Source organism: Streptomyces sp. NPDC043685, from assembly GCF_056436585.1.
Map to the genome: position 1 here is coordinate 201,067 of NZ_JBWKCH010000005.1, position 18,640 is coordinate 219,706.

Genomic DNA, 18,640 nt, shown 5'->3' on the forward strand with positions numbered 1-18,640 from the left:
GGACCAGCCGAACGCAAACCCCCCACCAATCCCCGCACCCAAGGAGTCACCATGACCTTGCGACGACGGACCTTCCTCAGCATGAGCGCGGCCGGAGCGACGGGCGTGGGCCTGTCCCTGCTGGGGGCAGGCCAGGCACAGGCCGCCGCCGGGCCACTTGACACCGCACCGACCACGCCGTTCGCGGTCGGCGTGCGCCGCTACAACTGGACCCGGGGCAGCCGCCCGTGCACCACGTACGTCTACTACCCGGCCACCGGCACCGCCGGAGGGAACCCGGTGCCGGACGCCCCGGTCGCCGGCGGAATCTTCCCCCTCTACAACATGACCCACGGCCTCGGAAGCAGCCCGCAGAACTCCCTGTTCATCATCCGGGCCCTGGCCTCGGCGGGCTTCGTCGTCCCCGCCCCGCACTTCAACCACAACTTCAACGACGTCAACAACGGCAACACCTGCAGGGACGTCTCGCAGATCATCACCAACACCCTCGCGCTCAACGCGAGCGGACCGCTGGCCGGGCACATCAACACCGGCATCGGCGTCGGCGTCGCGGGCCACTCCCTGGGCGGCATGGTCACCCACGGTCTGCTGACCTCCTGGCCCGACAGCAGGATCGTCTCCGCTAATCCCCAGTCCTGCGTGGACATGGGCAACCCGTCCGGCTCGGTCTCGGCCAAGGTCCTGTTCGTGCACGGCGACCGGGACTCGACCACGAAGTACTCCTCGGCCCGGCAGGCGTACGCGGAGATGAACTGGCCCAAGGCGTTCCTCACCTTCGTCGGCGGCAGCCACACCAGCTTCTGGAGCGACCAGCGCTTCCCGAGGACCGTCGTCGACTGGGCCCGCTGGACCATGTACGGCGACACCGCCGCCCGGGACCGCCTCCCAGCTGACGCGTCCGGGTCCAACACCAGGTGGGAAGCCCGGCTGGGCGCCTCGCCCGGCGGCCCGGGCCTCTACACCCTGCTGGCCCTGCACAGCGGCAAGGCCGCCGAGATCAACGCGGCCTCCACCGCTACTGGCGCACAGCTCGTCCAGCGGACCACCAGCAATCGCCCCAACCAGCAGTTCGAGTTCGTCGACGCCGGTAACGGCCACGTCCGCGTCAAGGCACTGCACAGTGGCCTGTTCCTCCAGCCCACCGGTACCGCGACCGGCGCGGACGTCGTCCAACAGGCTGTTACCAGTGCCACCAGTCAGCAGTGGCGCGTGGTCGACCACGGCGGTGGCGTGATCAGCCTCGTGAACCGGGAGTCCGGCCTGGCGATGGATGTCTGGGAGTACTCGACCGCCGACGGCGCCCGCATCTCCCAGTGGACCTACAGCGGCAACCCCAACCAGCGCTTCACCCGCCGCCGCGTCTGACCGGGACCTGTCGGGGCACCGCTCGGGCAACAGGGCGGGCGGTGCCCCGGCATGCGGCGGCAATCCTTCGCGCACCCGTCTCAAAGGGCATCACAATGACTGCCCCTGGATCGACTGGAACACTCTGCAGTCAGCACCAAACCAGCACGGGAGTCGGCACACCACCTCCACATCATGCCCGAGCAGTGCAACTCGGACAGTGCTCTCTCGATCGGGGCTCTCGCAGAGCCTCCGATGACGCCCTCATGGTGGCCGCACGCACCTCCACATCCAGAACTATGGTGTCCCACCACATACGCCACTGACCTGCGGATTCCTACGGTATGGCGACACACAACCGTCCCCGCCGACCGCTTGGAAGTGGTGCCGATGTCCTCCCCCGCGACCGCTCCCCCACCCCCCGCCAGCCTCAAGCGCATCGTCGCCGCCAGCCTCATCGGCACCACCATCGAGTGGTACGACTTCTTCCTCTACGGCTCCGCCGCCGCGCTCGTGTTCAACAAGCTGTTCTTCCCGGACTCGGACCCGCTCGTCGGGACCCTGCTGTCCTTCCTGACCTACGCGGTCGGATTCGCCGCCCGGCCGCTGGGCGCGCTGGTGTTCGGGCACTACGGCGACCGGCTCGGGCGCAAGAAGCTGCTGGTGCTGAGTCTGCTGCTGATGGGTGGGGCGACCTTCGCGATCGGGCTGCTGCCGACGCACGCCTCCATCGGCACGGCCGCGCCGGTGCTGCTCACCGTGCTCCGGCTGGTCCAGGGCTTCGCGCTCGGCGGGGAGTGGGGCGGTGCCGTCCTGCTGGTGTCGGAACACGGGGACGCCCGGCGGCGGGGGTTCTGGGCGTCGTGGCCGCAGACCGGCGCGCCGGCGGGGCAGTTGCTGGCCACCGGGGTGCTGTCCCTGCTCACGGCGCTGCTGTCGGACGCCGCGTTCGGCAGCTGGGGCTGGCGGGTGCCGTTCCTGCTGTCCGGGGTGCTGGTGATCGTCGGTTTGTGGATACGTCTGTCTGTCGATGAATCGCCGGTCTTCCAGGAGGCGTTGGCGCAGGCCGAGGCCCGCAAGGCGGACCGCTCGGCGGAGGCCGAAAAGCTGCCGCTCGTCTCCGTGCTGCGGCACCACTGGCGTGACGTCCTGGTCGCGATGGGGGCGCGCATGGCGGAGAACATCAGCTACTACGTCATCACGGCGTTCATCCTCGTCTACGCCACCACCTCGGCCGGTGTCTCCAAGCAGACCGCGCTCAACGCCGTGCTGATCGCCTCGGCCGTGCACTTCGTGGTCATCCCGGCGTGGGGCGCGCTGTCCGACCGCATCGGGCGCCGGCCCGTGTACCTGATCGGTGCGGTCGGGGTCGGGCTGTGGATGTTCCCCTTCTTCTCGCTGATCGACACCGGCGGCTTCGGCAGTCTGCTCCTCGCCGTCACCGTCGGGCTGGTGCTGCACGGGGCGATGTACGCGCCGCAGGCCGCGTTCTTCTCGGAGATGTTCGCGACGCGGATGCGCTACTCCGGTGCCTCGATCGGCGCCCAGTTCGCCTCGGTCGCGGCGGGCGCGCCCGCGCCGCTGATCGCCACCGCGCTGCTGTCCGACTACGGCAGCTCCACGCCGATCGCGCTGTACGTCATCGCCGCCGCGGTGCTCACGGTCGTCGCGGTGGCGGCGGCCGACGAGACCCGTCACCGGGATCTGGCCGATGTGACTCCTCCCGCCGAGCAGGGGGCGGAGCGGGCGGACAGCCCTGTGGAGGACGCCCGCACGGTCTGACCCGGCAACCGTGCCCACCGGCCCCCGTACGCCCCGTGCGTGCGGGGGTCAGTGCGGTGCGGCCTCCGACAACCGGTGCAGTCGCAGGGCGAGTTGGATCTCCAGGGCGCGGTCCGGTCGCTGCCAGTCGTCGCCGAGCAGACGGCCGACGCGCTCCAGCCGCTGGGCGACCGTGTTCACATGGACGTGCAGGTCGTCCTTGGTGCGCGCGGGGCTCATCCCGCACGCGAAGTACGCGTCGAGGGTGCGCAGCAGTTCCGTGCCGCGTCGCCGGTCGTAGGCGACGACCTGGCCGATGGTGCGGTCGACGAAACCGGGGATGTCCCGGTCACCGGCCAGGAGCAGGCCCAGGAAGCCGAAGTCCTCGGCGGCGGCCCCGTCCCCGGAACGGCCCAGGACACGCAGGGCCTCCAGGCAGCGCCGGGCCTCCGCGTAGGCCGTGGCCACGGTGTCGGGACGGGTGACGAGGTCGTCGGCGGGTGCGGAGGCGCCGACCGTGACCGGTGCGTGGACGGCTGTGCCCAGGTGCCGGGCGGCGCGGCGGGCGAGGCCGGTCGCGGTGTCGCCGGGGGCGAGGGGGAGCAGCAGGACGGTGCCCCCGTCGCGCGCGGCCGCCAGGCCGTGCCGGGTGGCCGCCAGGTGGGACGCCGCCGCCGCCAGGCGTCTGCGGGCGTCCGCCTCCTGCTCGGCGTCGGCCGCACCGCCCTCCAGCCGGGCCGCCAGCACCACATGGAGGGCGTCGAGGTCGGCGTGCAGCCGGGCCGCGCGCTCCCGCAGCAGGCGCGGGTCGCGGTCGCGGGCGTCGAGCAGGTCGTCCAGCAGCTCACCGCGCACGCGCTGTTCGGCCTCGGCGGCGGATCTGCGGGCCAGGAGCAGCAGGGAGGTGACCATGGCGGCCCGCTCCAGGGTGCGCTGGTCGACCGGGTCGAGCCCCGGATGCCCGCGCAGCACCAGTGCGCCGAGCAGTTCGCCTCCCGCGGCGACGGCGGCGATCCAGTCCTGCTCGTGCAGCACCGCGTGCCCTTCGGCGCCGGACTTCCGCAGGGGCTCGGCCGGCGCGGCCCAGGCCTCGGCGAACTCGACCGTGCCGTCGAGGATCTCGGAGACCGCGGCGGCCACGTCGTGCACGCCGCCGCCGCGCAGGACGAGTTCGGCGAGCCGGTCGTGCACCTCGGAGGCCCGTTCGATGACGCCGCTGCGGTCCCGGATGATCTCGTTGGCCCGCTCCAGGCCGGCGAGGGCCGAGCGGGTCTCGGCGAGCAGGTTGGCGGTGTCGATGGCGGCAGCGGCGAGGGCGGCGAACGAGCCGAGCAGGGCGATCTGCTCCCGTTCGAAGACGCGGGCGCGGCGGTCCGCGGCGAACAGCACGCCGATGACGTGGTGCCCGAGGGTCAGCGGCACGCCGAGGATCGCCACCAGCCCCTCGTCCCGCACGCCCGCGTCGATGGCCAGCGTGTGCTGGAACCGGTCGTCCTTGAAGTAGTCGTCGGTGACGTAGGGGCGCGCGGTCTGGGCGACCAGGCCGCCGAGGCCCTCCCCCATCCCGAGCCTCAGCTGCTGGAAACGGGCCGCGACCGAACCCTCGGTGACCCGCATGTAGGTGTCGCCGCGCTCGGTGTCGTGCAGGCTGAGGTAGGCGACGTCGGTGCCCAGCAGCGAGCGGGCGCGCTGCACGATCGCCTGGAGCACGGCGTCGAGATCGCGCAGCCCGGCGAGGTCGTGGGCGGTCTCGAACAGGGCGGACAGCTCGGCCTCGCGCCGGCGTCGCCCCTCCAGCTCGGCGCGTACGCGCAGGGCGAGGGGCTTGGCCCGCCGGAGCGCGGCGATCCACTCCGCCGGGCGCCCTTCGGCGCGCGCGAGCAGCTCGGGCTGCTCATAGGCGTCGGCCGACGCGCCCCGGGCCAGGAGCTCGAGGAACGGCATCTCGGCGGACTGCGCATGATCGCTGGACATGCTCACAGGATTCACCATGACCGGCCCGTCCCGTCAGCCCTGTGGACAACTCTCGCGGCCGACGGGACCGGCTGCTCAGTGGGCGGTCCAGCCACCGTCGAGCACCAGCGAGGTCCCGGTCACGAAGCAGGCCTGGGGACCGCACAGGTACGCCACGGCCTCGGCGACCTCCTCCGGCTCGATGAGCCGTTTCACGGCGCTGTCCTGGAGCAGCACCTCGGACAGGACCCGCTCCTGCGGGATGCCGTGTGCCCGCGCCTGGTCGGCGAGCTGCTTCTCGACCAGGGGGGTGCGCACATATGCGGGATTCACACAGTTCGAGGTGACTCCGTGGGGCGCGCCTTCGAGGGCGGCGGTCTTGGACAGTCCCTCCAGGCCGTGTTTGGCGGCCACATAGGCCGACTTGTAGGCCGAGGCGCGCAGCCCGTGGACGGACGACACGTTGACGATGCGGCCCCACCCCTGTCCGTACATGTGGGGCAGGGCCCCGCGGATGAGCCGGAACGGCGCCTCCAGCATCACGGTGAGCACCGTGTGGAACACCTCGGGCGGGAACTCCTCCAGGGGACGGACCAGTTGGATCCCGGCGTTGTTGACGAGAACGTCCGTGCCCGCGGCGGCGAGTTCGGCGGCGTCCAGGTCGGTGAGGTCGAGGACGTGCGGCTCCACCGTGCCGGCGAGGCCGCGCCCCTGGCCGGCCAGTTCCTCCAGGCCCGCGGCGTCCCGGTCGACGGCTCTCACCTTGGCCCCGGCGGCGGCGAGCCGCAGCGCGCAGGCCCGGCCGATACCGCCGGCGGCACCGGTGACGAGCGCGGTGCGTCCGCCCAGGTCGAGCGGGGAGGCGTGGGGGGCGAGGAGGGCACGGGGCGCGGTCATGGTTCGACCCTAGGCAGCGCCCCTGCCCCACCCCATGTGGTCTGGCCCCATAGTTCAGTCAGAAGCAGTGGGGTCGAACCATGTGGGGTCGTCCGACAGGGCCTGCTTGATCCGGAGCAGCCCGAACTCGTTCAGTTCGGGCAGCGCGTCGACGTCGAACCAGGCCACGTCCAGCGACTCGTCGTCGTTGACCCGTGCCTCGCCGCCGACGGCCCGGCAGCGGAAGGTGACGTCCATGTACTGGCAGGTGTCGCCGTTGTCGTAGGTGACGGGCTCCAGGGCCTGGACGACGACGACCCGCTCGGCGACACAGCGTACGGCCGTCTCCTCGTAGACCTCCCGCACCGCACAGGCCGCCGGCTGCTCCCCCGGGTCCGGAATGCCGCCGATCACGGACCACTTACGGGTGTCGGCGCGGCGGTTGAGCAGCACTCTGCCCTCGTCGTCGAAGACGAGGGCGGTGACCCCGGGGAGCCAGAGCAGCTGATGACCGGCGGTGGCACGCAGTGTGCGGATGAAGTCGGGAGTAGCCATGCCGTCGACCCTAAAGGGCCGGTCGCGGCGGCACGGCGCCCTTCGGGCGGCGGACGACCGGCGTACGGCTACGCGTCACCGGCGCGTCGCCCGCGCAGCCCGGCGCCGACGGCCCAGCCGAGTCCGCCGGCCGCGACCAGCACGAGGGCGATCTCGGGCAGGATGCCGAGCCGGGTGGCGGGGGTCTGCGAGGACCGCAGCGGCACCTTCTGCACCAGTGAGTCGGCCACGAACATGCCGGTCTTCCGGGTGATACGGCCGTCCGGCATGATGATCGCACTGACCCCGCTGGTGACCGGCACGGTCACGGTCCGGCTGTGCTCGACCGCGCGGACCCGGGACATGGCGAGCTGTTGGTAGGTCATCTCGCTGCGGTCGAAGGTGGCGTTGTTGCTGGGCACGGAGATCAGCTGGGCCCCGTCGGTGACCTCGGAGCGCACGGTCCAGTCGAAAGCGGCCTCGTAGCAGGTGACGAGGCCGACCTTGGCGCCGTCCATGGTGAACACGCCCGGTTCGGTGCCCCGGCTGAAGTCCTGGCGGACCATCGCCGTCCAGTTCTCGTTGATCGCGCCGATGAGCGAGCGCAGCGGCAGGTACTCGCCGAACGGCTGGATCTGGCGCTTGTCGTAGGTGTCGACGGGGCCCTTGGCCGGGTCCCACAGAATCTGCTCGTTGTAGAGCTTGCCGTTCCGCTCGACGACACCGCCGACCGAGAGGGGCGCGCCGATGGCTTTGGCCGCGGCGTCGATGACGGCGCGGGCGTCGGGGTTGGCGAACGGATCGATGTCGGAGGAGTTCTCCGGCCACAGCACGAAGTCGGGCCGCGCGACCTTGCCCGCCTTGACCTCGGCGGCCAGACGCTCGGTCTCGCGTGCGTGGTAGTCGAGTACCGCGCGCCGCTGGGAGTTGAAGTCGAGGCCCGCGCGGGGCACGTTGCCCTGGATCACCGCGACGGTGGCGGTGCCGTTCTCGGCCGTGTCACTGACCAGCGGCCGGGCCGTGACGGCGCCGACGACCGGGACGGCCAGGCTCAGCAGGCCCACGGCCGCCGCGGTGCGCCGCACCTCACCGGTCCGCCGCCGCTCCACGGCCAGCCGGACGACCTCGTACAGTCCGAAGCCGCACAGGACCACCGCGAAGCCGAGCACCGGGGTGCCGCCCACCGCGGCGAGCGGCAGGAACACCCCGTCCGCCTGCCCGAAGGCGACCTTGCCCCAGGGGAAGCCGTGGAAGGGCACGCGCGCGCGTGCCGCCTCGCCGGCGATCCACACCGCGGCGGCCCACACCGGCGCGCCGGGCAGCTTCGACACGGCGGCGACACCCACACCGACCAGGGCCACGAAGAGCGCCTCGATCGCCACCAGGGCGAGCCATGGCCCCGGCCCCACCTCCACTCCGGTCCACACCAGCAGCGGCAGCAGGAACCCGAGGCCGAAGAGGTAGCCCAGACCCAGGGCCGCCTTCCAGCCGCGACCGCGCAGCACCCAGCCGAAGCCGGCGAAGGCGGGCAGGGCCAGCCACCACAGCGTGCGGGGCGGGAAGGAGACGTAGAGGAGCAGGCCGGAAAGGGCGGCTGCGGCGGCCGGGACGAGACGCACGAGCCGCCGGACCCACGTGCGCGCTCCGGGCGCGATCCGCTGTTCCAGCTGGTCCGACTCGCCGACGGAGGTTGCGGTGACGGTCACTCCCGGAGTCTAAGGCGCGTGGCCAGGGAGCCGACAGCGCGGTCCGCACGGCGGGCTCCCTGTTCATTTCGTCACGACACATCCCCAAACCCTTCACCAGCCGTTACGGTGTGCCAAGCCTCCGTCGTACGGGCCCGTCGTGGCCCGGACCGGCCGGGGTCTTCACAGGTCAGGGCGATGGGGCGCCGGGGGCGAGGGGCGGGGCGGGGTGGGTTCCAGTGGGATGGCGGCTGCGTCCGGGGCGGACGCGGACGGTGAGAGACGAATCGTTTCCGACGCGGCCGGTGTCGTGGTGCTGGGGGCCTGCGCCGGCTGGTCCCTGATCACGGCGGCCGTGCACGACGGCAGGCCCGAGGGGGTGCTGCTCGCGGTGCTGGCCATGGCCGCCGGGTACGCCGCCGGGCGGATCAGCGGGGCGCTGCTGCCGGTCGGCGCGCCCCTGGCCGGGGCGCTGGCCGGCGTCGCGCTGGCCGTGGCCGTTCCGCATCTCGCCCCGGGCCCGCAGATCGCCGCGCCCCTGGGGCACGCCGGGGCCACCGCAGCCGTGCTGACGCTGTCGGCCGGTGCCGCGTGCTGCGCGGCCTGGGCCGCCCCGGTCAAGGCTGTCCGCCTCGCCCTGCGCCTGCTGGCCGCCGCGGTCGCGGGGCTGGCGGCCGTGCTCGGCTCGACGAGCGGGCTCGTGACCTGTCTCGCGGTGCTGGTGTGCTCGCTGGCCGCCGGCCGCACCCGTCGTCGCGGCGCCGGGATGACCGTGCTGGCGGCCGTGGCCGCCCTGGCTACCGGTGTGGTCTGGCTGGTCGCCGCGCGGGCCGTGCCGAGCGGTTTCGTGGCCGCGCTGGAGGGGCGCCTGACACCGCACCGCGTCGAGCTGTGGCAGGACGCCTGGCGGCTGGCGGGCGAGGACGCCGCCCTCGGTGCGGGCCCGGGTCGTTTCGGGGAGCTGAGCGCGACGTCCGCCGAGTCTTTGCTGTCCGACGGCAAGCCCCACTCGGCGCCCCTGCAGCAGGCGGCCGAGCAGGGCGTCGTCGGCGTGCTCCTGCTGGCGGCGGCCTTCGGCTGGGTGCTGTACGCCCTGTGGTGCGGCCCGCGTCCGACCCCGGTGGCGCTCACGGCGGGCGCGGCCCTGACCGCGCTCGCCGCCATCGCCGCGATCGGCAACGCGCTGAGCTTCACCGCGGTGTCGGTGGGAGCGGGCCTGCTGGCGGGCATGGCCACGGCCCGCCCCCTCGAACCGTCGGGCCGTACTCCGGAGACACAGACACGCGGAGCGGGACGCGCCGCCGCGTGGTGAGCGGTCGGGGTTCGGCGTGGTGACCGGTCCGGGGTTCCGCGTGGTGAGCCGGTGGGCACCGTTCCCCGCGGCGGCCGGCGATCACACTGGGTGATCATCGTCTCGATCACAACCGGTGACGGGAACGCGGCGGCTCAGTGCGTGGGAGCACCCGGCTTGGTGGGCCGCAGCCGGGCCTCGATCACCCGCACGGCAGCCTCCGCGTCGTCCACGGTGATCGTGAAGGTGTGCCCGTCCCACAGCTCCAGCTCGACGCCCTCGCCGCGCCGGACGACGACCGCGGTGCCCCTCTCGGGCCGCCAGCGGTAGCCCCAGCCGCCCCAGTGGCGGGGCGTGACGTGCGAGATGTAGGTGGCGCCGGCCACATGGGAGAGCGGGATACGGCGGCGGGGCACGCCGATGTGACCGCAGCGCACTTCGAGGTGCTCCTCGTCGACGCGCAGGGCGACGTGCACGAAGGCGAGGGTTCCGAAGAGCACCAGCAGACCGGCGGCGATGCACCCGACGACCGCCATGACGAGCGGGGCGATGCCGGACTTCCACGCCGAGTCGACGGCCAGCTCGATGCCGAGCGCCATGCAGGCGGCACCCACGAGCGCCAGCAGCCACTGCACCCGGTTCGTGGCACGGCCGGTCCAGACGTCCGAGTGCGAGTGGGGGGCGTTCTCGCCGTGGCGGTGGTCCCTCATGTCTTTGAGGGTACTCAGATTTCGCTCCGCGGGTACCTGGTGGCGGAGCGTGACTGCACCGGGCGGGCGGCGTGCTCGCACCGGCCGCCGACGACCGTCGGTGACGACGTCCGGGTCAGCCGGCCGGCGTGACCGCCTGGAGCAGGCGCCCCTCGTCGTAGGCCAGCGCGGCGGCGGGCAGCCCGCCCTCGCGTCCGCTGAGCAGCACGGTGAGCGTGCCGTGCGGGGTGGCTCCCGGCGCGGGCTGCTCGCCGAGCCGGCGCAGCGCCTGGGCGGCCACGGCACCCGCGGAACCGTGCAGGACCAGGGGCGGGCGGCCGGGGCGCTGGACGGCGGTCCGGATGCGCTCGGCTACCAGCTCGTAGTGGGTGCAGCCCAGGACGACGGTGGTCACCTCGTCGGGGGTGAGGGCGGCGGCCGCGGCGACGGCCGCGTCGATCGCCGTCTCGTCCGCGTGCTCCACGGCTTCGGCGAGGCCCCAGCACGGCACCTCGGTGACCGGCACACCGTCGGCGAAGTCCCGGATCAGGCCCTGCTGGTAGGGGCTTCCCGTGGTGGCCGGGGTGGCCCAGATGGCGAGGTGCCCGCCGCCGGCCGCGGCCGGCTTGATCGCCGGGACGGTGCCGACGACCGGGAGACCGGGTTCCAGGCGGGCGCGCAGGGCGCTCAGCGCGTGCACGGTCGCGGTGTTGCAGCCGACGATCAGCGCGTCGGGGCGGCGCGCGGCGGCGGCTTCGGCGACGGCCAGGGCACGCCGCGTCAGGTCCTGCGGGGTGCGCGGGCCCCACGGCATGCCGTCGGGGTCCAGGGAGAGCACGAGATCGGCGTCGGGGCGCAGCCGCCGTACCGCGGCGGTGGCCGCCAGCAGACCGATTCCGGAGTCCATGAGCGCGATCTTCACCCGATCACGATAGACGATGAGCCGTATCGGGCAGCTCCCGTGGGGCAGACTGCGCGCGTGAGCGCCGTTGTGTGGACCGCCGCTGGATCACTGCTCGCCTGGCTGTGGCTGCTGCTCTGCCAGGGCTTCTTCTGGCGCACGGATGTGCGGCTGCCCGCGCGCGAGGAGCCGCGGGTGTGGCCGTCCGTGTGCGTCGTCGTGCCGGCCCGCGACGAGGCGGCCGTGCTGCCCGCCGCGCTGCCGTCGCTGCTGGCCCAGGACTATCCGGGGCGGGCGGAGATCTTCCTCGTCGACGACGGCAGTACGGACGGCACCGGTGAGCTGGCGCGGGAGCTGGCGCGCCGGCACGGCGGGCTGCCGCTGACGGTGGATTCACCGGGCGAGCCCCCGGCGGGCTGGACCGGCAAGCTGTGGGCGGTGCGCCACGGCATCGGGCTGGCACGCGCGCGTGGTCCCGAGTACCTCCTGCTGACGGACGCCGACATCGCGCATGCCCCGGACAGCCTGCGCGAGCTGGTGGCGGCGGCCCGGTCCGGTGGGTTCGACGCCGTCTCCCAGATGGCCCGGCTGCGGGTGGAGAGCGTGTGGGAGCGGCTCGTCGTGCCGGCGTTCGTCTACTTCTTCGCGCAGCTCTACCCCTTCCGCCGGATCGCCGGGAAGGGGCGGACGGCGGCGGCCGCCGGGGGCTGTGTGCTGCTGCGGGCGGAGACCGCCGAGCGGGTCCGGATCCCGGACGCGATCCGGCACGCCGTGATCGACGACGTGGCCCTCGCCCGGGCCGTCAAACGCGGCGGCGGCCGTGTCTGGCTGGGGCTCGCGGAGCGGGTGGACAGCGTGCGGCCGTATCCGCGGCTGCACGATCTGTGGCGCATGGTCTCGCGCAGCGCGTACGCCCAGCTGCAATACAACCCCGCGCTGCTCGCCGGGACCGTCGCCGGGCTGGTGCTGGTGTACCTGATCCCGCCGGTGGCGCTCCTGTCCGGCCTCGTCACCGGCCGCACGGCGGCGGCGGTCCTCGGCGGCTGGGCATGGCTGGTCATGGCGGGGACGTACGTGCCGATGCTCCGCTACTACCGGCAGCCGCTGTGGCTCGCTCCCCTGCTGCCGCTCACCGCGTTCCTCTATCTGCTCATGACGGTCGACTCGGCGGTGCAGCACTACCGGGGGCGCGGTGCGGCGTGGAAGGGCCGCACCTACGCCCGTCCTGAGGCCGTGCCCGACGAGGGCTGACGGCGGCCGGGAGGAATCACTTCCGGCCGGGGGTCCAGTTCATGCCCCAGCCGTAGGCGTGGTCGACGGTCCGCTGCGGACTCACCCCGCGGTCGGGTACCAGGTAGCGCGCCTCCCGCTGGACGACCAGGTCGCCGCCGGTGTTGGTGATCAGGGCCAGCGCGCACACGAGCGAGGGGACCGTGCACTCGTCGAGGGAGAACTCGATCGGCGCCCCGTACTGCGGCTGGAGCGTCACCGACGCGTTCAGGTCGGCGAACGATCGGGCGCCTTCGTAGATGGTGACGAAGACGAGGATCCGCCGGAAGGCGTGTTTGTGGTCGAGGTTGACGGTGAGGTTCTCACCCGTCGACACGGCGCCGGTGCGGTCGTCGCCGTCGAGGTGGATGTAGGGCGGCCGGTGCAGCGCCCCGAAGCTGTTGCCGAGGGCCTGGACGACGCCCTTGCTGCCGTCGCTGAGTTCGTACAGCGCGCACAGGTCGAGGTCGAGGTCGGAGTGCATCGCGGCCGGGCGCCCGAACTTGCCGCTCCAGCCCGAGAACTGTTTGCGCACCTCCCAGTTGAGGTTCACGTGCAGCGTGCCGGAGGTGCCGCCCTGCTTCGTGAGGGAGACGGAAGGGGCCGACTTGGTGAGCGTCACTTTGGTGAGGCGGACGGGGGCCGGCGGCGTGGCGGGCGGGGCCGCGGGCCGCGGCGTCGGCGGGGGCGTGTGCGCGGCGGGCGGTGCGGCCGCGGGAGGGGCGGGGGCCGTGACCGGGGCCGGTGCCGGGGCGGACGGCTGCCGCTGCGGCTCGTCGACCGTGATGCCGTAGTCGGTGGCCAGCCCTTCGAGGCCGCTGCTGTAGCCCTGCCCGACGGCGCGGAACTTCCAGGCACCCTGGCGGCGGTAGAACTCGCCGAGCACGAAGGCGGTTTCGGTGGTGGCGCCCGGATTGTCGAAGCGGGCCACCGGCGTGCCCTGGGCGGCGTCCTGGACCTCGATGTACAGCTCGGGGACCCGCCCGAACGGGCCGCCGTCGGAGGAGGCGGCGAGGACGACCGTCTCGATCGCGGGCTCCACGCGCGCGAGGTCGACGAGGAGCGTGTCGGTGACCCGGCCTCCGGCGTCACGCTTGCCCTCGTGCCGGATCGCGCCGGAGGAGTGCGCGGGCTGGTTGTAGAAGACGAAGTCGGCGTCCGAGCGGACCTTGCCGCTCACCAACAGCAAAGCGGAGGCGTCGGCGTCGGGCACTCCGGGTCCGGTGCGCCATCCCAATTCCACCCGCAGTGCCGCGGTGGGCACCGGAGTATTTGAACCTTTCAGCATTTGCATGTCAGCCCCCATTGCGTGTCACGGGCCGGCCTGCCCCGGCCGTCCGCCGTGTTCCGTCCGGCGCGTTCGCTCCGCACAACCTATTCCTCGCCGGGGCGAAGTCTCCTGCGTGAAGCACCGGGAAGATCCGGTCGCCGACCGCGGGTAACCCGCCCGGAGCTCGGCCTTTACCGCATCAGGAGCCCGTTCGCCGCCCCTTTTTGACGAGTTCGCTCGCATTGGGGATGCCGGGTCACTGCGGACACGGAAAACAACCCTCTTATCGGTCTCCCCAACCAGCACATCGTGGGCTTAACTTATGTCCCATGACCTCCCCCCGCTCCACCTATGGCGGCGGCTACTACTCCGCCTCCTTCCCGGACACCCCGATCTACGACAAGCTCGTCGCCGAGCGGGGCACCCCGCAGATCGCCCCGATCCGGGTCCCCGCTCAGTACGACATGCCGGGCGGCCAGCTGCCCGCCCTCCCCTCGGCGCTGCCTGCCCTTCCGGCAGCTCCTTCCCAGCCCGCCTACGGCTACCCGCAGGCGCAGCAACCCGCACCGCTGCAACAGGCGCCCGCGGCCTACATCCCGCAGCAGGCCACCGCCCCGCGCGGCTACCCCGGACCCCAGCCGCAGCAGCCGCGTCCGGTGGCCCCCGCGGGCTACGAGGCCATGCGCCCCGCCGCTCCCCGGCCGGCCCCGGCTCCTTACCAGGACCCGTACAACAACCAGCAGTACCGCGGGTACTGAGCCGACCTCCGGGGGCTGTCGGTGCCGACTGGCACGATGGCCCCATGGGGAACGCTCACCTGCACTCGATCCATGTCCATCCGGTCAAGGCGGTCCGGGGCCTGGCGCCCCGGGAGGCCGTCGTCGAGCCCTGGGGGCTGGCCGGAGACCGGCGCTGGGTGCTGATCGACGACGGGGGAAAGGTCGTCACGCAACGCCGGCAGCCACACCTCGCGCTCGCCGCCGCCGAGCTTCTGCCCGGTGGCGGCGTCCGCTTGTCCGCGCCCGGCATGCGGCCGCTGACGGTGCCGGTCCCGCGGGCCCTGGTCACCGTGCCGGTGGAGATCTTCCGCGACAAGGTCGAGGCGGTCCCGGCCGAGGACGAGGCCGCGCACGCGTGGTTCAGCTCCTTCCTCGGCATCGAGGTGCGCCTCGCGTACATGGACGACCCGGCCGTGCGCCGGCCCCTCGCCCCGGAGTACGCGCGGCCCGGTGAGAGCGTCTCCTTCGCCGACGGCTTCCCGCTGCTGCTCACCACGACGGCCTCGCTCGACGCCCTCAACTCCCTGATCGCGCGGGGCGGGTACGCGGCCGAGGGACCGCTGCCGATGAACCGCTTCCGGCCGAACGTGGTCGTGGCGGGCACCGCCGCCTGGGCCGAGGACGACTGGTCGCTCCTCGCCGTCGGCCGGGTGCGCTTCCGCGTGGCCAAGCCCTGCGGCCGGTGCGTGGTGACCACCACCGACCAGGGCACCGGCGAGCGCGGCCGTGAGCCCCTGTTCAGCCTCGGGCGGCACCGACGGCTCGGCGACAAGCTGGTCTTCGGGCAGAACCTGGTGCCGCTGTCGCGCGGCACGATCCGGGTCGGCGACCCGGTCACCGTCCTCGAATAGCTCTTCGGCGGAAGCGGGAACCGCGCCGCCCGCCCGGGCGTTGGGCCTGTGTGAGAAATTCATGAGAGGCCCCGGGGAGAGGTGATCTCGCTCTCTCTTCGACGGGTCCGCGCGCGGACGGCTCCGCCGGGGAGTATCACGGAGCGGGAAGGGGGTGCAGGCGGTGCGAGCGATCAGCGGACTCTGGCGCTGGCGGCGCAATCCACTGTGCCGCCCGACCGACCTGGCCGAGGCCTGGGTGGCGCTGGCCGCCCTGTTGCTGATCCTGCTGGCCGCGCCGGTGACCGGGGCCCTCGTCGGGGAAACCGCTCAGGACGCGCTGCAGCGCTCCGTCCGCGCCCAGCACGAGGCGCGGCACCCGGTGACGGCCACCGTGGTCCGCAAGCTGGACCGCTCCCCGCTGGACGCGGACCCGGAGACCTCCTCGGGCAGGGACCTGCGCAACCGCGTCCTCGCCGACTGGACCGCGCCGGACGGCACCTCGCACCGGGGCCCCGTCCTGGCGAGCCTCAAGGACCCTCGCCAGGGCGACCGGTTCCGGATATGGACCGACCGGCACGGCCGGATGGTGGCCCGCCCCCTCGACTCGGCGACGGCCTCCACGCACGCGGTCCTCGCCGGCTTCGGCGCGGCCCTGGGGACCGGCGGCCTCATAGAGGGCGGCAGACGCCTGGTCGTCTGGCGCATGGTGCGCCGCCGTCACGCCCGTTGGGACCAGGCATGGGACAAGGCGGGCCCGGACTGGGGCAGGACGGGCACCGGCAGCTGACGGCCTTCCGGCTCTGGTCAACCCACCACCCGCGCGCACGCTACGGTGGTCCGGCCGAACCGTTCGGCACAACCCGCGCGCGAGCGAGCCCCAGGGACGCGCCGGTGTCGATGCCGCGTGCGCGCCCAGGCCTCAGGGCCGGGCTCGGTCGCGGTCGCGACCCCGGGCGAAGCGCCCCGAGGGCGGACGAGCCATCAGTACGACCGAGGTGGGGGCACGGCAACACCATGGCACAGGGCACGGTCCAGGTGACGCACACCGGCACGTCGCGGTGGCGTCGCCGCACGGGTGAGTACGCATCGCTCGCCGCCGCCCTGGAGGCCGCGGCCGACGGCGACGTCCTCACGGTCGCCCCCGGCACCTACCGGGAGAACCTCGTCCTGCAGCGCGCGGTGACCCTGCGCGGCCCCGAGGGCTCGCCCGGCTCGGTGCGGATCGCGCCCGTGGACGGGGTGCCGCTGACCGTGCGCGCCTCGGCCGTGGTGCAGGACCTCCATGTGGAGGGCCAGGACGCGGCCGCCCCCGCCGTGCTGGTCGAGGAGGGCACCCCGGAGCTGCGCGACGTGCGGGTCGTCACGCGGTCGGCGGCCGGGATCGAGGTGCGCGGCAGCGCCCGGCCCACGGTGCGGCGCTGCGCGGTCGACAACCCGGCGGGCATCGGCATCGCGGTACTCGACGGCGCGGGCGGGGTGTTCGAGGAGTGCGAGATCGTCGCGGCCGGCCAGGCGGGCGTCGCGGTGCGCGGCGGAGCCCACCCCCGCCTGGAGCGCTGCCGGGTGCACCACACCTCCGGCTCGGGCCTGTCGGCGACCGGGGAGAACACCGCGCTGGAGGCAGTGGGCTGCGAGGTGTACGAGGTCCGGGGCAGCGGAGTGCAGATCACCGGCCGGGCCACCGCCCACCTCACCGACTGCGATGTGCACCGCACGACGTCCGACGGGGTCACCCTCGACACCGACGCCGTGCTGACGCTGGCCGACTGCCGTATCCACGACATCCCGGAGAACGCGGTCGACCTGCGTTCCCGTTCCGTCCTCACCCTGACCCGCACCACCGTGCGGCAGTTCGGGCGCAACGGCCTGTCGGTGTGGGACCCGGGCACGCGGGTGGACGCCAACCAGTGCGAGATCTTCGACAGCACGGGCGACTACCCGGCGGTGTGGGTGAGCGACGGGGCGACGGCGGTGCTCGACTCGTGCCGGGTGCACGACGTGCCGGACGCCCTGTTCGTCCTGGACCGCGGCTCGCGCGCGGACGTCGTCGACAGCGACCTGTCGCAGGTGCGCAACACGGCCGTGTCGGTGAGCGACGGCGCGACCGCGCAGCTCGACGACTGCCGGATCCGGGACGCCGCCACAGGCGCCTGGTTCCGCGACCACGGCAGCGGCGGCACGCTCAGCAACTGCACGGTGGACGGCACCCAGACCGGCGTCATCGTCACCAAGGGCGCCGACCCCACCGTCGAGCGCTGCACGATCGACTCCCCGGCGGAGGCCGGTGTCTACGTCTCGGCCGGCGGCCGGGGCAGCTTCCTGAACTGCCGGGTCACGGGCAGCGGCGGTTACGGCTTCCACGTGATCGACGGCAGCCGTACGACGCTGCGCAAGTGCCGCACGGAGCGGTGCGCGCGCGGGGGTTACGAGTTCGCGGACAGCGGCGCCGACGCCGCCTCGGGGGCGAGCCCGCTGGTCGAGGACTGCACGAGCGACGAGAGCGGTGGGCCGCGCACACCCGCCGCGGCACGGGAGGCGGCCGTGCAGACGGTGAGCCACTCCCCCGGCCTGCTGGGCGCGGTCCCCGGGCAGCGCGTCGAACCGGAGCCCCCGGCGCCGGCCGCCGAGCCCGGGCAGCCGGTCCGTTCCTCCAAGGACGTCCTGGGTGAACTGGACGCGCTGGTGGGCCTGGAGAGCGTCAAGCGCGAGGTGCGTGCCCTCACCGACATGATCGAGGTCGGCCGGCGCCGGCAGCAGGCGGGCCTGAAGGCGGCGTCGGTCAAGCGGCACCTGGTCTTCACCGGCTCCCCCGGCACCGGCAAGACGACGGTCGCGCGGCTCTACGGCGAGATCCTCGCCTCCCTCGGTGTGCTGGAGAAGGGCCACCTGGTCGAGGTGTCCCGGGTCGACCTGGTCGGCGAGCACATCGGCTCGACGGCGATCCGCACCCAGGAGGCCTTCGAGAAGGCGCGCGGCGGTGTGCTGTTCATCGACGAGGCGTACGCGCTGTCCCCCGAGGACGCGGGCCGCGACTTCGGCAAGGAGGCCATCGACACGCTGGTGAAGCTGATGGAGGACCACCGGGACGCGGTCGTGGTGATCGTCGCGGGCTACACGGCCGAGATGGAGCGCTTCCTGTCCGTCAACCCGGGGGTGGCGTCCCGCTTCTCACGGACCATCACCTTCAGCGACTACGGCCCCGAGGACCTGTTGCGGATCGTGGAGCAGCAGGCCGAGGAGCACGAGTACCGGCTGGCCGATGGCGCCGCCGAGGCCCTGCGGAAGTACTTCACGGTGCTCCCCAAGGGCCCGGCGTTCGGCAACGGCCGTACCGCGCGGCAGACCTTCGAGGCCATGGTCGAGCGGCACGCGAGCCGGGTCGCCCAGGTCGCCGAGCCGAGCAAGGACGACCTGACGCTGCTCTACGCCGAGGATCTGCCCGAGCTGCTCTGAGG

The 18,640-nt window shown here is 73.2% G+C and carries 15 protein-coding genes; 8 read left to right on the top strand and 7 right to left on the bottom strand.

What is annotated here, in order from left to right; genetic code table 11:
• Positions 1-51 precede the first annotated feature (51 nt).
• The gene (locus AC0665_RS17860; protein ID WP_478705307.1) at positions 52-1,365 is read left to right on the top strand and encodes an RICIN domain-containing protein; all 1,314 of its coding nucleotides are present in this window, start codon (positions 52-54) and stop codon (positions 1,363-1,365) included.
• Between the two features lie 369 nt (positions 1,366-1,734).
• A complete protein-coding gene (locus AC0665_RS17865) occupies positions 1,735-3,126 on the top strand; it encodes an MFS transporter (protein WP_478705308.1) in 1,392 nt (463 codons plus the stop codon).
• A gap of 48 nt (positions 3,127-3,174) precedes the next feature.
• Here the strand turns inward: AC0665_RS17865 and AC0665_RS17870 are convergent, their stop codons facing one another.
• The 4 genes from AC0665_RS17870 to lnt form a co-directional block, all read right to left on the bottom strand.
• The gene (locus AC0665_RS17870) at positions 3,175-5,079 is read right to left on the bottom strand and encodes a helix-turn-helix domain-containing protein (protein WP_478610314.1); all 1,905 of its coding nucleotides are present in this window, start codon (positions 5,077-5,079) and stop codon (positions 3,175-3,177) included.
• Positions 5,080-5,154: 75 nt separating this feature from the next.
• On the bottom strand, positions 5,155-5,955 hold the full coding sequence (locus AC0665_RS17875) for a 3-hydroxybutyrate dehydrogenase (protein ID WP_478705309.1): 801 nt from the start codon (positions 5,953-5,955) through the stop codon (positions 5,155-5,157).
• A 54-nt stretch (positions 5,956-6,009) separates the two neighbouring features.
• A complete protein-coding gene (locus AC0665_RS17880; RefSeq protein ID WP_478610316.1) occupies positions 6,010-6,489 on the bottom strand; it encodes an NUDIX hydrolase in 480 nt (159 codons plus the stop codon).
• A gap of 68 nt (positions 6,490-6,557) precedes the next feature.
• Complete coding sequence (gene lnt / locus AC0665_RS17885; protein ID WP_478705310.1) at positions 6,558-8,174, bottom strand: apolipoprotein N-acyltransferase; 1,617 nt, start codon at positions 8,172-8,174, stop codon at positions 6,558-6,560.
• Positions 8,175-8,397: 223 nt separating this feature from the next.
• Between lnt and AC0665_RS17890 the strand changes: the two genes are divergently transcribed.
• Complete coding sequence (locus tag AC0665_RS17890; RefSeq protein ID WP_478705311.1) at positions 8,398-9,465, top strand: O-antigen ligase family protein; 1,068 nt, start codon at positions 8,398-8,400, stop codon at positions 9,463-9,465.
• Between the two features lie 134 nt (positions 9,466-9,599).
• Here AC0665_RS17890 and AC0665_RS17895 read toward each other — a convergent pair whose 3' ends face one another.
• On the bottom strand, positions 9,600-10,154 hold the full coding sequence (locus AC0665_RS17895) for a hypothetical protein (RefSeq protein ID WP_363117876.1): 555 nt from the start codon (positions 10,152-10,154) through the stop codon (positions 9,600-9,602).
• Between the two features lie 115 nt (positions 10,155-10,269).
• Positions 10,270-11,055, bottom strand: a complete 786-nt coding sequence (locus AC0665_RS17900) for a glutamate racemase (RefSeq protein ID WP_468405764.1) — start codon at positions 11,053-11,055, stop codon at positions 10,270-10,272.
• A 39-nt stretch (positions 11,056-11,094) separates the two neighbouring features.
• Between AC0665_RS17900 and AC0665_RS17905 the strand changes: the two genes are divergently transcribed.
• Entirely contained in the window at positions 11,095-12,285 is a 1,191-nt protein-coding gene (locus tag AC0665_RS17905) for a glycosyltransferase (RefSeq protein WP_478705312.1), read from the top strand.
• Positions 12,286-12,301: 16 nt separating this feature from the next.
• Here the strand turns inward: AC0665_RS17905 and AC0665_RS17910 are convergent, their stop codons facing one another.
• Positions 12,302-13,591 carry a TerD family protein gene (locus AC0665_RS17910; RefSeq protein ID WP_478705313.1) on the bottom strand — a complete coding sequence of 430 codons (1,290 nt, stop codon included), beginning with the start codon at positions 13,589-13,591 and terminating at the stop codon, positions 12,302-12,304.
• 311 nt (positions 13,592-13,902) lie between these two features.
• Between AC0665_RS17910 and AC0665_RS17915 the strand changes: the two genes are divergently transcribed.
• From AC0665_RS17915 to AC0665_RS17930, 4 genes are all read left to right on the top strand, one after another.
• Entirely contained in the window at positions 13,903-14,331 is a 429-nt protein-coding gene (locus tag AC0665_RS17915; protein ID WP_468405757.1) for a DUF6643 family protein, read from the top strand.
• A 44-nt stretch (positions 14,332-14,375) separates the two neighbouring features.
• A complete protein-coding gene (locus AC0665_RS17920; protein WP_478705314.1) occupies positions 14,376-15,203 on the top strand; it encodes an MOSC domain-containing protein in 828 nt (275 codons plus the stop codon).
• Positions 15,204-15,366: 163 nt separating this feature from the next.
• On the top strand, positions 15,367-15,972 hold the full coding sequence (locus tag AC0665_RS17925) for an Rv1733c family protein (RefSeq protein WP_478610321.1): 606 nt from the start codon (positions 15,367-15,369) through the stop codon (positions 15,970-15,972).
• A 227-nt stretch (positions 15,973-16,199) separates the two neighbouring features.
• Positions 16,200-18,638, top strand: coding sequence for a right-handed parallel beta-helix repeat-containing protein (locus AC0665_RS17930; protein WP_478705315.1), 2,439 nt, complete (start codon positions 16,200-16,202; stop codon positions 18,636-18,638).
• Positions 18,639-18,640: the final 2 nt, after the last annotated feature.

Bases quoted from the DNA above. Each gene is read 5' to 3' on its own strand.
- AC0665_RS17860 (WP_478705307.1), top strand. From the start codon at position 52: ATGACCTTGCGACGACGGACCTTCCTCAGCATGAGCGCGGCCGGAGCG.
- AC0665_RS17865 (WP_478705308.1), top strand. From the start codon at position 1,735: ATGTCCTCCCCCGCGACCGCTCCCCCACCCCCCGCCAGCCTCAAGCGC.
- AC0665_RS17870 (WP_478610314.1), bottom strand. From the start codon at position 5,079: ATGTCCAGCGATCATGCGCAGTCCGCCGAGATGCCGTTCCTCGAGCTC.
- AC0665_RS17875 (WP_478705309.1), bottom strand. From the start codon at position 5,955: ATGACCGCGCCCCGTGCCCTCCTCGCCCCCCACGCCTCCCCGCTCGAC.
- AC0665_RS17880 (WP_478610316.1), bottom strand. From the start codon at position 6,489: ATGGCTACTCCCGACTTCATCCGCACACTGCGTGCCACCGCCGGTCAT.
- AC0665_RS17890 (WP_478705311.1), top strand. From the start codon at position 8,398: ATGGCGGCTGCGTCCGGGGCGGACGCGGACGGTGAGAGACGAATCGTT.
- AC0665_RS17895 (WP_363117876.1), bottom strand. From the start codon at position 10,154: ATGAGGGACCACCGCCACGGCGAGAACGCCCCCCACTCGCACTCGGAC.
- AC0665_RS17910 (WP_478705313.1), bottom strand. From the start codon at position 13,591: ATGCTGAAAGGTTCAAATACTCCGGTGCCCACCGCGGCACTGCGGGTG.
- AC0665_RS17915 (WP_468405757.1), top strand. From the start codon at position 13,903: ATGACCTCCCCCCGCTCCACCTATGGCGGCGGCTACTACTCCGCCTCC.
- AC0665_RS17920 (WP_478705314.1), top strand. From the start codon at position 14,376: ATGGGGAACGCTCACCTGCACTCGATCCATGTCCATCCGGTCAAGGCG.
- AC0665_RS17930 (WP_478705315.1), top strand. From the start codon at position 16,200: ATGGCACAGGGCACGGTCCAGGTGACGCACACCGGCACGTCGCGGTGG.